Annotated in this window: 14 protein-coding genes; 3 read left to right on the forward strand and 11 right to left on the reverse strand. The window is 60.4% G+C overall.

Annotation, left to right across the window (positions count from 1 at the left end; all coding sequences use genetic code 11):
- Nucleotides 1–117: 117 nt before the first annotated feature.
- Both cfa and BRD58_RS15530 read left to right on the forward strand, forming a co-directional pair.
- Entirely contained in the window at nucleotides 118–1,263 is a 1,146-nt protein-coding gene (gene cfa / locus BRD58_RS15525) for a cyclopropane fatty acyl phospholipid synthase (protein WP_015462304.1), read from the forward strand.
- A gap of 90 nt (nucleotides 1,264–1,353) precedes the next feature.
- Nucleotides 1,354–2,316, forward strand: coding sequence for a LysR family transcriptional regulator (locus BRD58_RS15530; protein ID WP_015462305.1), 963 nt, complete (start codon nucleotides 1,354–1,356; stop codon nucleotides 2,314–2,316).
- Between the two features lie 54 nt (nucleotides 2,317–2,370).
- On the opposite strand, the gene BRD58_RS15535 is transcribed toward BRD58_RS15530, so the two are convergent.
- The 11 genes from BRD58_RS15535 to hyaA form a co-directional block, all read right to left on the reverse strand.
- Nucleotides 2,371–3,129: a DUF1275 family protein gene (locus BRD58_RS15535; RefSeq protein ID WP_015462306.1), complete on the reverse strand. Its 759-nt coding sequence runs from the start codon at nucleotides 3,127–3,129 to the stop codon at nucleotides 2,371–2,373.
- A gap of 160 nt (nucleotides 3,130–3,289) precedes the next feature.
- Complete coding sequence (gene cbdX / locus BRD58_RS15540; protein WP_015462307.1) at nucleotides 3,290–3,379, reverse strand: cytochrome bd-II oxidase subunit CbdX; 90 nt, start codon at nucleotides 3,377–3,379, stop codon at nucleotides 3,290–3,292.
- 12 nt (nucleotides 3,380–3,391) lie between these two features.
- Nucleotides 3,392–4,528: a cytochrome d ubiquinol oxidase subunit II gene (gene appB / locus BRD58_RS15545; protein ID WP_015462308.1), complete on the reverse strand. Its 1,137-nt coding sequence runs from the start codon at nucleotides 4,526–4,528 to the stop codon at nucleotides 3,392–3,394.
- 11 nt (nucleotides 4,529–4,539) lie between these two features.
- Nucleotides 4,540–6,081: a cytochrome bd-II oxidase subunit 1 gene (gene appC / locus BRD58_RS15550; RefSeq protein ID WP_015462309.1), complete on the reverse strand. Its 1,542-nt coding sequence runs from the start codon at nucleotides 6,079–6,081 to the stop codon at nucleotides 4,540–4,542.
- Nucleotides 6,082–6,423: 342 nt separating this feature from the next.
- The gene (locus BRD58_RS15555; RefSeq protein WP_015462310.1) at nucleotides 6,424–6,621 is read right to left on the reverse strand and encodes a rubredoxin; all 198 of its coding nucleotides are present in this window, start codon (nucleotides 6,619–6,621) and stop codon (nucleotides 6,424–6,426) included.
- Nucleotides 6,614–7,471 carry a hydrogenase expression/formation protein gene (locus BRD58_RS15560; RefSeq protein WP_015462311.1) on the reverse strand — a complete coding sequence of 286 codons (858 nt, stop codon included), beginning with the start codon at nucleotides 7,469–7,471 and terminating at the stop codon, nucleotides 6,614–6,616. The genes BRD58_RS15555 and BRD58_RS15560 overlap by 8 nt, the downstream gene beginning before the upstream one ends.
- A 3-nt stretch (nucleotides 7,472–7,474) precedes the next feature.
- A complete protein-coding gene (gene hyaE / locus BRD58_RS15565) occupies nucleotides 7,475–7,873 on the reverse strand; it encodes a hydrogenase-1 operon protein HyaE (protein ID WP_034168712.1) in 399 nt (132 codons plus the stop codon).
- The gene (gene hyaD, locus BRD58_RS15570) at nucleotides 7,867–8,460 is read right to left on the reverse strand and encodes a hydrogenase 1 maturation protease (RefSeq protein WP_012849820.1); all 594 of its coding nucleotides are present in this window, start codon (nucleotides 8,458–8,460) and stop codon (nucleotides 7,867–7,869) included. The genes hyaE and hyaD overlap by 7 nt, the downstream gene beginning before the upstream one ends.
- Nucleotides 8,457–9,191: a Ni/Fe-hydrogenase b-type cytochrome subunit gene (hyaC, locus tag BRD58_RS15575; protein WP_012849821.1), complete on the reverse strand. Its 735-nt coding sequence runs from the start codon at nucleotides 9,189–9,191 to the stop codon at nucleotides 8,457–8,459. Before hyaC ends, hyaD begins: the two co-directional genes overlap by 4 nt.
- An 18-nt stretch (nucleotides 9,192–9,209) precedes the next feature.
- Entirely contained in the window at nucleotides 9,210–11,003 is a 1,794-nt protein-coding gene (gene hyaB / locus BRD58_RS15580; RefSeq protein ID WP_012849822.1) for a Ni/Fe-hydrogenase large subunit, read from the reverse strand.
- The gene (gene hyaA, locus BRD58_RS15585; RefSeq protein WP_015462312.1) at nucleotides 11,000–12,121 is read right to left on the reverse strand and encodes a hydrogenase 1 small subunit; all 1,122 of its coding nucleotides are present in this window, start codon (nucleotides 12,119–12,121) and stop codon (nucleotides 11,000–11,002) included. The genes hyaB and hyaA overlap by 4 nt, the downstream gene beginning before the upstream one ends.
- A 778-nt stretch (nucleotides 12,122–12,899) precedes the next feature.
- Between hyaA and speFL the strand changes: the two genes are divergently transcribed.
- Nucleotides 12,900–13,004 (forward strand): leader peptide SpeFL, encoded by a 105-nt coding sequence (gene speFL / locus BRD58_RS17760; RefSeq protein ID WP_015462313.1) that lies wholly within the window; start codon nucleotides 12,900–12,902, stop codon nucleotides 13,002–13,004.
- The last annotated feature ends 388 nt before the right edge of the window (nucleotides 13,005–13,392 follow it).

Raw genomic sequence — 13,392 nt, forward strand, 5'->3', positions numbered from 1 at the left:
ATTTACCCCGGAATGATTTTATTCTATTAATTTATTCTAAATGGGAATTTTTATATGCTTTGTTATCAATAATAAACGCCGGATATTATGCGAAAAAAATTCATCTCCGGAATAAATATGAGCACCGTTGTCAGCGAAATAGATTATCAGTCCCGCAGTTACCATATCCTGCAGCCGTTACTGCAGCAGGCCGGCATTGGCCTTGAGGGGCAGCAGCCCTATGACCTGCAGATCCATAACCCGCAGCTGTTCTCCACCGTGCTCAAGGCCGGCTCCCTGGGGCTGGGCGAGAGCTATATGGACGGCTGGTGGGACTGCGAGCGTCTGGATATGTTTTTTGACCGCGCCCTGCGCCACGGCCTGGACAAGAAGCTGCCCAGCAACCTCAACGATCTGATCTATGCCGTCAGCGCCCGCCTGTTTAACCTGCAGTCGCGCCGCCGCGCCGGTCAGGTCGCCCGCGAGCACTACGATCTGGGCAACGATCTGTTTGAGGCCATGCTCGATCCCCATATGCAGTACTCCTGCGCCTACTGGAAAGAGGCCAAAACGCTGGAGCAGGCCCAAGAGGCCAAGCTGGATCTAATCTGCCGCAAGCTCGATCTGCAGCCGGGTCAGCGGGTGCTCGACATCGGCTGCGGCTGGGGGGGACTGGCGGCGTACATGGCCCGTAACTACGGCGTGGAGGTCACCGGGATCACCATCTCGCAGGAGCAGTGCGAGCTGGCTCGCCAGCGCTGCGCCGGTCTGCCGGTGACCCTGCGCCTGATGGACTACCGCGATCTGGACCAGCCGTTTGAGCGCATCGTCTCCGTCGGCATGTTTGAGCACGTCGGCCCCAAAAACTACGCCACCTACTTCAACACGGTCAAACGCTGCCTGCACCCGGAGGGGCGTTTTCTGCTGCACACCATCGGCAGTAATATCTCCGATCACGGTGTCGATCCCTGGATTAACCGCTATATTTTCCCTAATGGACGTCTACCCTCCATGCGCGATATCGTCAGCTGCAGCGAGGGGATGATGGTCATGGAGGACTGGCACAATTTGGGGAGCGATTACGATAAGACGCTGATGGCATGGGAGGCTCGCTTCCGCGCCGCCTGGCCACGGCTGAAGGATCGCTACGGCGAACGTTTTTACCGTATGTTCCGCTACTATCTCTGTGCCTGCGCCGGCGCCTTCCGCGCCCGGGATATCCAGCTGTGGCAGGTGCTGTTTAGTCCCCACGGCGTCAGCGGCGGCGTACGGGCCGCACGCTAACCACGCCCCTATTTTCTCCGGTCGGCCGCCGCGGCGGTCGGCCTGTCTATGATCGCTAACGGTGAATACGACACCGCAACAGGTGACGCCATGTCGCACGATAATTTTCTGAAGTCCATGTATGACACCCACTACGGCGCCCTGATCGCCCTGGCCGCGCTGAACGAAGAGCAGAGCGTCAGCCGCGCCGCCGAGTGCCTGAGCATCAGCCAGCCCTCCATGAGCAAGCTACTGATGGAGCTGCGCAAAGAGTTCAACGATCCGCTGTATACCAAGTGCAATAATCTGTTTACCCTGACCCCGGTCGGCGAGACCCTGTGTACCATCGTGCGCAACACGCTGTACGCCAGTCAGTCGATGATCGACCAGCTGCGCTGCGGGGTGAAGCACCGCTATAACATCTGCCTGCCGCACTGGTTCAATATTCAGGAGGTCTCCGCCCTGATCGGCAACGTGCGCACCCTGTATCCCAACCTGGTGATCAACTTCCGGCCGCCCAGCGCCACCACCGCAGAAGACATCGTGCAGAGCCTGAAGCAGGGTAACGTGGACGTCGCCGTACGCCACTTTCCCCACGCCTGCCCCAGCGGAATTCACCTGAAGACGCTCGGATCCTCCGAATTCATGTTCCTGCGCCGCGTCCGCGCCATCGGCCAACGGCCGACGCAGATGCTGACCATGACCCGCGAGCAGCTGCTCTGCACGCCGCTGATTATCTACAATATCAGTCCCTACCTGCAGGACAGTTTCCTGCAGGCCAACCGCCTGGATGAGGGGCTGCTGAATATCACCATGACCCTAACCAACAACTTCCGCCGCTGGCTGGATGAGCTGGTGGACGATGATACCCTGCTGATAACGCTGCGCAGCGTCGGCGACGCGCTGGTCGAAAGCGGAGAGTACCGGGCGGTCGCCATTCCCGGCATGGCCATTCACTTCCCGTATCATCTGATGTGGCACGAGCGCTCGTCGCAGGATCCGGTTCATCTCCTGATCCGCAAGGCGCTGATCGCCATGAGCAGCGCCAGCCTTCCCTCGCCGACGGAGCGCTGAGGCGCGCGCAGATCCCAACGGCAGCCAGCGGCTGCCGTTTTTACTGCGTCCAGCCTAGATCAGCGCCGCCCGGTGGCGGCCATGCACCACCCAGATGCGCAGGGTAAACAGCAGCAGCGCCAGCAGCGCCAGACTCAGGCTGTAGAAACCGATGTGCCGGCTCAGCAGCGCGGTCACCAGCGCCCCGACAAAGAAGTGCGCGATCACCATCAGGTAGTGCAGACCCTCATGGTACAGGCGTAGCCGCTCGCGTCGATTACGCTGACGATCGAACACGCTGAACAGACGGCTCATCATCAGCACGTACACCGTGGTCACCACCGAGGTCGCCGTCGGCTGACGGGTTCCCCCGTGCTTAATCACAAAGTTCTGGATATACATGAAGATCAGCCCGATGGTCACCAGCGGCATCACCAGCGGCGTCGGCTTAGCCCCCAGCAGCCCATAGCGACTCATCGCCGCCCCCAGCAGCATAAACGCCAGCAGCAGCAGGCAGTTGATGCTCATGGCGATGGCATAGCCGTGCCACGGACTGTGCAGGCGGGAGTGATAGCGGTTGACGAGCAGCTGATGCAGCGCCGCCAGCACCATCCAGATCAGGATGATGGAAATATGGTAGACCGACTCAAAGTCCATCCCCCCATTGGCCAACGCCGCAATGCCAAAGATCATGTTAGAGGTCATATAGCCGATTAAGGCCTTGTATAAATACATAAAACTGACGATTTCCAGGCAGCCGCCAATAAAGCTCATCATATAGTGAATTTCATGATTGAGCGTGCGGTAGACCCGGGATAGGGGCTTATTACGCATTACGTCACTCGATAAAAATTAACACGCAGAAATTTTATCACTCGATAATAATATCTGGTGGTTATGATGATTATATTATAGGCGGGAATAAAAACGGCGTCGGACGACGCCGGTGGGACGGTGACGGGGACGGCATCGATCCGCCCCCGGTTAACTCAGGCTATTTCAGCCGCGGCTCAAGCCATACCAGGATCAGGGTAGACAGCGAACACATCAGCAAAATGCCGACAAACCACAGTAAATACCACATCGCGCCCGCTCCTCAGTAGAGTTCGTGATCGTGACGGCGGATCGTCTCCGGATTAATCCGCCCCAGCATCTTATAATAGCTCCACAGGGTGTAGAGCAGCACGATCGGCAGAAAGATCAGCACGATCACCAGCATGATACTCAGCGTCATCTGGCTGGAGGTGCTATCCCACAGCGTCAGACTGGAGACAGGGTTAATGCTGGAGGGCATCACAAACGGGAACAGCGTCACCCCGGCGGTAAACACCACCCCGGCCTGCGCCAGCGACGCCAGCAGGAACCCCCACCCCGCACGACCGCGGGCGCTGGCGAACAGGGTCAGCAGCGGACACAGTACGCCGAGCAGCGGGAAGATCAGCAGCAGCGGCGAATGGATGAAGTTACTCATCCAGGCGCCGGGCAGCACCGCAACCGCCTTCAGCAGCGGGTTGGAGGGGCCATTGGCGTCCTGGCTGAGCAGCACATAGCCATCGATGCCGACCCACAGCCAGTAGCCGGCCAGCAGGAAGCAGAGCACCACCAGCAGCGCGCTGCGGTTGGTCGCCGAGCGGGCCCGCTGGCGGATCACGCCATCGGTCTTCAGCTGGAGCCAAACGCCGCCCTGCATGATCACCATACACAGGCTGAGCAGCCCGCACAGCAGGGCAAAGGGCGACAACAGTTGCCAGAAGGTGCCGAAGTACTCCACGCGCAGCTGCGGGGTGAAGGCAAAGGGAACCCCCAGGATCAGGTTGCCGAACGCCACGCCGAACACCAGCGGCGGCACCAGGCTGCCGATCACCAGCCCGATATCCCACAGGGTGCGCCAGCGCGCATCGGCGATCTTGCCCCGGTAGTCAAAGGCCAGCGGACGAAAGAACAGGGCGCATAGCACCAGGATCATCGCCACATAGAAGCCGGAAAAGGCGGCGGCATAGACCCGCGGCCAGGCGGCGAACAGCGCGCCGCCGGCCAGGATCAGCCAGACCTGGTTTCCCTCCCAGTGAGCGCCGACGCTATTGATCAGCACGCGCCGCTCGTCGTCGCTGCGCGCCACCAGCGGCAGCAGGCAGCCGACCCCCATGTCAAATCCGTCGGTCACCATAAAGGCCACTAGGATCACGCCGATCAACAGCCACCAAATAAACCGCAGCGTTTCATAATCAAACATAACAGTCTCCTTTACCCCTGCTGCGCCGGTTGTTCACTCTGCATCGCGCTCGGCCCAAGACGCGCGTACTTCTGCATCAGATAGACCTCGGCGATTAAGAACAGGGTGTAAAGCCCCAGGATCAGCCCCATCGAGAAGGCCAGCTGGCCGACCGTCAGAGCGGAGTGGGCGGAATAGGTCGGCAGGATATCCTGAATAGCCCAGGGCTGACGGCCAAACTCCGTCATAAACCAGCCGGCCTCAATGGCAATCCACGGCAGCGGCAGGCTATAGAACACCATCCGCAGCACCCAGCGGTGCTGATCGATACGCACCCGCAGCGTCTGAACCAGCGCAATCAGCATCACCAGCAGCAGCAGCGAGCCGCAGCCCACCATGATGCGGAAGCTCCAGAACACCGGCGCCACCTGCGGAATCAGGCCGCGCTGCGCCGCCTGATACTGCGCCGGCGTCACATTGTTCATATCCGGCGCATACTGCGTCAGCAGCATGCCGTAGCCCAGATCGCTTTCGACGGCGCGGAACGCGCTTAGCACCTGCGGCGAACGGTTACCCTGCGAAAGGGTATTCATCAGCAGCCAGGCCTCACGCCCGCGCTGCAGACGCGGCAGGGCGTCGGCCATCAGATTCTTCAGACCCGGAACCGGCGTATCCAGCGAGTGGGTCGCCAGGATCCCCAGCAGCGCGGGAACCTTCACGGCAAAGTCATTCCGCTCCTGCGCCTGCTGTGGCCAGGCGACCAGGTGGAACGGCGCGGGCGCGGGCTCGGTCTCCCACTCCCCTTCCATCGCCGCCAGCTTCACCGGCTGAACCTTGGCCACCTCATAGGCGGAGCTGTCGCCCAGCTGCAGCGTCCCCAGAATGGCCAGGGTGCCGAACACCGACCCGATGGCGAAGGAGCGCAGCGCCACGTCACGCTCGCGGCCGCGCAGCAGATACCAGGCGCTGATGGACATGATGAACATCGCCCCGGCGACATAGCCGGACATCACGGTATGGACAAACTTCACCTGACTGACGGGGTTGAACACCAGCTCGCTGAAGCTGGTCATCTCCATACGCAGGGTGTCGATATCAAAGTGGGCCCCGGTCGGAAACTGCATCCAGCCGTTGGCGTTCAGGATCCACAGGGCGGAGATATTGGAGCCGAAGGCCACCAGCCAGGTCACCAGCAGATGCTGATACTTGTTCAGCCGCTGCCAGCCGAAGAAGAACAGGCCGACAAAGGTGGACTCGAGGAAGAAGGCCATCAGCGCCTCCATCGCCAGCGGCGCGCCGAAAATGTCGCCCACGTAGTTGGAGTAGAATGACCAGTTGGTACCGAACTGAAACTCCATGGTCAGGCCGGTCGCCACGCCCAGAGCAAAGTTGATCCCAAACAGCTTACCCCAGAAACGCGTCATATCGCGGTAGATCGTTTTGCCAGTCACCACGTAGATGGTTTCCATGACGGCCAGCAAAAAAATCAGCCCCAGGGTAAGGGGTACGAACAAGAAGTGATACAGCGCGGTCAGCGCAAACTGCCATCGCGATAAGTCAATAACATCCCACATGCGGACTCCTGTAGGCGATAAGATGGGAAATATGGACCAGGCTATCTCCCGCAACGGATCGCCGCGTCAACCCGCGACCGGACGTGCGCCCAATCCACGGGGAGACTCCCCGCCGCGTTTGCACAGCCCAACGCCGCCATGACCACTGACGACACACCCATACTGTTACGGGATACCGCCTAATAGTAGATCGCCGAGCGCGCCGCCGCAGACTCGTTCTCCATATATAGGCCAATCGTGCTACACAAAGGCCCGAAAACCCTATTTTATCTACGTCTTCATCAGATGACTGCGCCGCCTAACGGCGGCGCAAAATGAGGCGGGTGGATGCGCGCAGCGCGCTCAGTCCAATAACAGGAAGTGCGACTTATCCGCGTCGCACTGCGGACAGCGCCAGTGCGCCGGCAGCGCGCTGAAGGGAACCCCCGATGGAATTTGCCCCACCCTGTCCCCCTGCGCCGGATCGTACACCCACCAGCACAGGTTGCACTCCAGCCGAGCATCGTCCGCGATCGCCTGGGCGTAGCCGCGCTCAAACATGGGCCACCTCCTCCAGCCAGCGGCAGACGTCGCCCAGACGCTGAGCCGAGTCGGCCAGATCCTCCGGCGCCGCCAGCACCAGCTCCGGCAGGGTGCACACCTCATAGCTGTCGAGCAGCGTCCCCTTCAGGGTATCCAGGCAGCGTACGTGCCAGACATGGCGCAGCCCCGTCGCGTCGATGCGGCTCTCACCGTAGCCAAAGGTGCGGATCTGAATCCGCCCCGGCCCGCACAGCCGCGTTAGAAACAGACGATCGGCCTCGCTCAGCGGCAGCTGCGTCAGGTTGATGCTGTGGGGCTGAGCCGCCGGATCGCGCACGTGCGTCAGCAGCTCATGGGCCAGCGGCAGGCCGTTCATCAGCCCATCGATGGGCGGCGGCAGCAGCGAATCGTTCGGCAGCGTATCGGCGCTGGCCGCCTGCCACAGCGGCAGCGGCGCACAGCCCGCCTCCAGCCGATCCTCCAGCACGCAGCTCCCCTGCAGACGGCGAACCCGCCACAGACCACAGAATATCGCCTCCTGGATTTCGCTTTCGCTGCCGTCCGGATGCTGAATACGCACCGAGACCTCCCCTTCGCCCAGCAGGGCGTTGAGAAAGGTCATATCCTCGTCATTCAGCGCCGACAGATCCCAGCCGATCACCTCGCCCAGAGGGGGGATCCCCTGCGCCAGCTGACGCAGTAAGCGCGTTAGCTGCGCCATGACCCGCGGGCTGTGAGCGCAGTGCTCCAGCGCCGCCATGCTCGGATCGCCGTTGACCCCGCAGGTGATCGGCAGCGGGTTCATGCTAAAGCTGTCGTCATCGGGCTGCGTCCCCGGCCCCAACAGGTGAAAAAAGGTCTCGCTCATCGATCAGGACTCCTGCGGAAGGGCGGATTCAACCAGCGGGCGCATCAGGGCGATCAGATCGGCCCACGGGTGGATCCCGCTGAGCACGCCGCGCAGTTCGCCGCCGATAAACACCAGCGTTGCCGGAAAGCGGCGCACGCCAAAGCGATCGCCGATGGCCTCGCTCTGCGCCAGGTCGGCCATCGCGATGCGCCAGTCAACCTGGGGAAACTCGCGCAGCAGCTCGGCGATCATCACCGGGTTGTCGCTGACCTCCGGCGTACGGCGCGGATCGCAGCTCAGCAGCACCACGCCGTCCGGCGCCTGCGCCAGCCAGCCGTCCAGCGAATGCGCCTCGACCGGCTGCCAGCCGCGCGCCAGCATGCGCTGCCACAGCGCGGAAAATGGATTGTCGTTCAACACTCCTCCTGTCCCTCCAGCGTCATCCGATACTGGCGAATGCGCACGCCCTCATAGTTCTCCATCGACAGACACTCGTAGTTCAGGCAGCGGCTCTCTTCGCTCGGCTGCGGGACGATCCCCCAGTCGGCCAGCTGCGCCAGCGCCGCCTGCTCCGCCGCGGGCAGTTGGGCCCGCGCCACCTCGGTCAGGCTGCCGCCATACTCATCCAGCAGCGCGGGCTGTAGCCCCACCAGCGCCACGCGGGACGGCATATGGCCGCGAATGTCCGCCAGGGCCAGCACCTCGGAAAAGCTGCTCTGATGCAGACTCATCTTCTTGGCGCTGAGGTAGGCCGGCACCATCTCCCCGGCGTAGGTACGCAGGGTCCCCGGCGCCAGGCCGTAGTCGATGGCATCCAGGATCAGCAGGTGGCTGGCGCTTTCGACATAGCCCAGCAGGTTCAGCCCCTGGGTGCCGCCGTCGACGATCTCCACCTGCTCCGGCCAGTGATAATGGGCATACAGCCGCTCGGCCACCCGTACGCCGAAGCCCTCATCGGCCCACAGCAGGTTGCCCAGCCCCATTACCACCACGCGCTGCTCACTCATGACGCCTCCTTGTCGCGTTTACGCTTCGGGAACTTATGACTGCGGAATCCATTGATCATGGTAGAGATAACCGTGTCGTCAGACATGATGTCCTCGCGGATGGCCATATACACATGTCCAATGATAAATGCCCCGATAAGCCACATCCCCAGGCGGTGCCAGCTGTGGATATCGATAGAGTTGCCGCCGGTCCAGTAGAAGAACTCGATCACATAGTGGAACGGGGCGAAGATGGCGTACTGGCTATGCTCGCTGAACAGCGCGAACCCGGTGAGGATCATGAATACCGACATCAGGAAATAGCCAAACATCGCCGCCTGGGCGATGGGGTTATGGCCAATGTCACCGCTCGGGCGCTTCTCCAGAAACAGATACCAGCGGATCTCATACAAAACGCCCTGCCACCAGCTGCGGCGCCACACCGGCACCACGAACAGCTCGCGCGAGTAGCGGTTGCCGACGCAGGCCCAATAGATGCGCATCAGCAACAGCACGGTGAACAGCATCCCTGCGCTGAAATGAACCAGACGGATATAGCCCATGTAGAACAGATAGGTGGCCTCGCCGCTGACCGACGGCAGTGGCCGGCCAATGAAGTACCCGGTCACCATCAGCACCAGCATGCAGCCCACCGTCAGCCAGTGCCACAGGCGCACCGGCGCCTCGAACACATAGTGGCTGACGGCATCATCACGCGCCTCCTCGGCGCGCGGGGATGTCTTTTCACTCATCGTTCTTCTCCTTAGCGCTTAGCGTACCTGGACGGAGATCAGTTCGCTGCCGTCGTCGCCGAGCACGTGGGTTGAACAGGCCAGGCAGGGGTCGAAGCTGTGCAGGGTACGCAGGATCTCCAGCGGCTGATCGGGGATCGCCATCTGGGTCCCCATCAGCGCCGCCTCATAGGCCCCGATCTGTCCCTTGGGATCGCGCGGACTGGCGTTCCAGGTGGTCGGTACCACGCACTGATAGAGATCGATCTTCTGATCGCGAATCGATGCCCAGTGGCCCAGCGCGCCGCGCGGCGCCTCGGTAAAGCCGATACCGCGGCAGTGCTGCGGCCAGGTGGCCGGCTCCCACTTCTCGGTATTGGCCGTCGCCAGATTGCCGTTCTTCAGGTTGGTCATCAGCTTGTCGAAGAAGTACTGCAGCTTGCCGGCGGCCCACTGCGCCTCGTGGGCGCGGCACAGAATGCGGCCCAGGGTAGACTGAATGCCGGAGAGCGGCAGTTTAAGCGACGACATCATGCGATCCACCGACTCGATGGTTGCCGCATCGCCCTTGTGGTAGGCGATCAGGGTACGGGCCAGCGGGCCGACCTCCATCGGGTGACCGCGCCAGCGCGGCGCCTTGATCCAGGAGTAGCGCGCCTGCTCATCCAGCTGCAGGATGTTGGTGTCGCTGCCCTTCACGTTGCCCGGGTTGTACCAAGGATCGGTAATACCGTCGAACGGATGGCGCCCCTGCTGCTCGTTGGGGTAGCGATACCAGGAGTGATCGACAAACTCCTGCACCTGCTGCGGATCGGCCAGATCCACCGGCAGTACGTTCTTGAAGTCGCCGTTGATCACCGCGCCGCCCGGCATCAGCAGGCTCTTCTGGCTGAAGTCGTTGGCGATGTCCGGGAAGGCGCCGTAGCTCAGCACGCACTTATCGGACAGCCCGGTGCCGATCTGACTCCACGGCTTGTTAAACAGGCCGATGGCCAGCGCATCGGGGATCATCACGTTGTTGATAAAGTCGGCGGTGCGGGTAATGATCGACTGCACCAGGTTGAGGCGCTCCATGTTGACCGCGCCGACCGCGCCGCTCTGATCGATGTTGATGGCGCAGGGCATGCCGCCGACGATCCAGTTCGGGTGCGGGTTCTTACCGCCGAACACCGTGTGGATCTTGACGATCTCGCGCTGGAAGTCGAGGGCCTCCAGATAGTGGGCAAAGCCCATCAGGTTGGCCTCCGGCGACAGCTTGTACTGCGGATGACCCCAGTAGCCGTTGCGGAAGATCCCCAGCTGACCGCCCTCCACGAACTTCTTCAGGCGGTTTTGTACGTCAAAGAAGTAGCCCGGCGACGACATCGGCCAGGAGGAGAGGCTCTGCGCCAGCTGCGAGGTGGCGCGCGGATCGGCCTTCAGGGCATCCAGCACGTCGATCCAGTCCATCCCCGCCAGCTGATAAAAGTGCACCAGATGGTCATGGCACCACAGGGTGGCCAGCATGATGTTACGGATGATATTGGCGTTGTCCGGTACCTTGATGCCGATGGCATCCTCGATGGCGTACACCGATGCCAGGGCGTGCACCCCGGTGCACACCCCGCAGATGCGCTCCACGAACGCCCAGGCGTCGCGCGGGTCACGCCCCTGCAGAATGATCTCCAGTCCGCGGAACATGGTGCCGCAGGAGACGGCGTTGGTAATGATGTTCTGGTCGTTGATGTTCACTTCGCAGCGCATGTGCCCTTCGATGCGGGTGATCGGATCCACCACCAGGCGACGGCCGGCATCGCTTAACGTATATCCTTGGGTTTGATACTGGTAACTCATGCCTGTTTATCCTCATTGCCCGGCTGTTGTTGTTCTGCCTCTGCCAGCTGCTGGTTGTGGCGTTTACGCTGATTGACGGCGCTGGCCACCGCATGCACCCCGACCCCCGCGGCGACCACGCCCAGCGCAGTCAGGCCAACGGTATCGGCGGTAGAGTGGGTCCCCATCTGCGGAATATCGACCACCCGGCTGTAGAACGAACCGCGATCCCAGAAGCCATTCTCTGAGCAGCCCAGGCAGCCGTGGCCGGACTGGATCGGGAAGGAGACCCCGTCGTTCCAGCGGGTGGAGGAGCAGGCGTTATAGGTGGTCGGTCCCTTACAGCCCATCTTATACAGGCAGTATCCCTTACGGGCGGCGTCATCGTCCCAGCTCTGGACGAACTCACCGGCATCGAAGTGGGCGCGGCGGTAGCACTTATCGTGGATGCGCTGACCGTAGAACATCAGCGGACGCCCCATGCGGTCAACGTCCGGCAGACGGTCGAAGGTCACCATATAGGTGATGATGGCGCTCATCACGTCCGGGATCGGCGGACAGCCGGGCACCTTGATGATCGGCTTATCGGTGATCACCTTGTCGATGGGCGTCGCCTGCGTCGGGTTAGGACGGGCGGCCTGCACGCAGCCCCAGGAGGCACAGGTCCCCCAGGCGATGATGGCACTGGCGCCGGCGGCGGCCTTCTTCAGCTTCTCAATAAACGGACGGCCGCTGCTGATGCAGAACATCCCCTGCTCACCCAGCGGCGGATTCCCCTCCACCGCCAGAATGTACTTGCCGTGGTAACGGGTGATGATGTCATCGAATACCGCCTCGGCCTGCGTCCCGGCCGCGGCCATCAGGGTATCGTCATAATCGAGAGAGATAAGCGACAGGATCACATCCTTGGCCAGCGGATGCGACGAGCGGATAAAGGATTCGGTACAGCAGGTGCACTCGAGACCGTGGATCCAGACGACCGGAATACGCGGCTTATTCTCCAACGCCCATGCAATCTTTGGCGCCATCCCGGCACCCAGCCCCAGCGACGTGGCGGCCAGACTGCAATACTTGAGAAAACTCCGCCGGGTCACTCCCTGACGGCGCATGGCTTGGTAAAAGGTATCCTCGTTATTCATAACGCACGTCTCTTCTCCTTGCAGCACCGGCGGGTGTACCGGGCGCGTTTGGTCGGCCGGCGACGTCCCCCAGCAAGGCAAGCCATCGGATCGCGCGCGCGACGCGAACGCGAAAATAACGATCGCCCTTCCCTTTGCACTGGCGTACGCCGTCAGGTGATGTTGTAAAAAAAGTGTAGCCAGTTTTTTGCCAAAAACAATATGAAAACTATGGATATGTCTTTTTATGATGTTTTCTGAACCATTTATTTCGCTTTGCGCCGGCGGCGCTTTTTTCCCTCTGGCGACAAGCACTTCTCGCCCTATCGCGGCCGTCAAACGCCGCGGAGAATCCCCTTAATCTCGCGCCCGCGAGCGCATTTGATGTGCATCCCCCACCCACGCGCAAATTACCCATGGCGATCATCCCCATAAATAAATGTCACTCATGTAATAATTAATTTATGGACGATAACCTTGCGAATAACAAATGCCGGGGCGAGACAAAATAATTTAATTTACGCATTTCCCTTACAGCTCAATCAGCTAAATTAACGCAACCGTTAACGCCTATAAAACCGACGCGCCGGTAAGCAACGCTACAAAAAGTGATTCGAAGATTAATTTTACTAATAGTGATAAATATCACAGTATCCCGCCGCCACAAACTTACACTAAATCTGTTTTTTAAACGGGGATATGTCCGGCAACGATTGCCAAGCATAGACCGGCAAGGCGTTCAATAATCCACACCGTGGTGAACTTTGAGTGTATTTCCTGATAGCGAGAGAGTCGAAGAATGGAAAACAATAATAAAAACTGGCCGCACATTCGACGTGTGACCCATATTATGATGGTGGCTCATCGCAGCTGCTTCGATTTCCACAAATTCAACGCCCGATAACCCTCCTTCCCGACATCCGTCCCGTACGGATCGTCACACGCCTAATCCAGCCACACCTGTAATCTGCGCCAGGCCGCACTCGGCGGGCGTTTGGCTTGGGCTTTGCGTTATCTCTGACAATCCGTAGTCGACCCGTGTCGCGACGATGGCTAAGGCCATCAGGCAGCCGTATATCTCTTTGACAGTAGCGTCTTTACGACAGTTTACTGCGCCCTACTGCTGCCATAAAAAAATAACTTCCAGCGAATTTAATTTAATTAAATTCGGCGGGATGGGTTTATCCTAAATAATGTAATGAGACCAATAAAATGGAAACATTAAAAATAGCGATCAGCGACAGCGTGATGCAGTGCATTAATACACAGCGAAACCTGGTGGCGCTCGAAAA

The organism is Edwardsiella piscicida (genome assembly GCF_001896205.1).
GTDB classification, from domain to species: Bacteria; Pseudomonadota; Gammaproteobacteria; order Enterobacterales; family Enterobacteriaceae; genus Edwardsiella; species Edwardsiella piscicida.

Bases quoted from the DNA above. Each gene is read 5' to 3' on its own strand.
- hyaB (WP_012849822.1), bottom strand. From the start codon at position 11,003: ATGAGTTACCAGTATCAAACCCAAGGATATACGTTAAGCGATGCCGGC.
- appC (WP_015462309.1), bottom strand. From the start codon at position 6,081: ATGTGGGATGTTATTGACTTATCGCGATGGCAGTTTGCGCTGACCGCG.
- hyaA (WP_015462312.1), bottom strand. From the start codon at position 12,121: ATGAATAACGAGGATACCTTTTACCAAGCCATGCGCCGTCAGGGAGTG.
- hyaD (WP_012849820.1), bottom strand. From the start codon at position 8,460: ATGAGTGAGCAGCGCGTGGTGGTAATGGGGCTGGGCAACCTGCTGTGG.
- BRD58_RS15535 (WP_015462306.1), bottom strand. From the start codon at position 3,129: ATGCGTAATAAGCCCCTATCCCGGGTCTACCGCACGCTCAATCATGAA.
- hyaC (WP_012849821.1), bottom strand. From the start codon at position 9,191: ATGAGTGAAAAGACATCCCCGCGCGCCGAGGAGGCGCGTGATGATGCC.
- cbdX (WP_015462307.1), bottom strand. From the start codon at position 3,379: ATGTGGTATTTACTGTGGTTTGTCGGCATTTTGCTGATGTGTTCGCTG.
- BRD58_RS15560 (WP_015462311.1), bottom strand. From the start codon at position 7,471: ATGAGCGAGACCTTTTTTCACCTGTTGGGGCCGGGGACGCAGCCCGAT.
- speFL (WP_015462313.1), top strand. From the start codon at position 12,900: ATGGAAAACAATAATAAAAACTGGCCGCACATTCGACGTGTGACCCAT.
- BRD58_RS15530 (WP_015462305.1), top strand. From the start codon at position 1,354: ATGTCGCACGATAATTTTCTGAAGTCCATGTATGACACCCACTACGGC.
- BRD58_RS15555 (WP_015462310.1), bottom strand. From the start codon at position 6,621: ATGTTTGAGCGCGGCTACGCCCAGGCGATCGCGGACGATGCTCGGCTG.
- cfa (WP_015462304.1), top strand. From the start codon at position 118: ATGAGCACCGTTGTCAGCGAAATAGATTATCAGTCCCGCAGTTACCAT.
- appB (WP_015462308.1), bottom strand. From the start codon at position 4,528: ATGTTTGATTATGAAACGCTGCGGTTTATTTGGTGGCTGTTGATCGGC.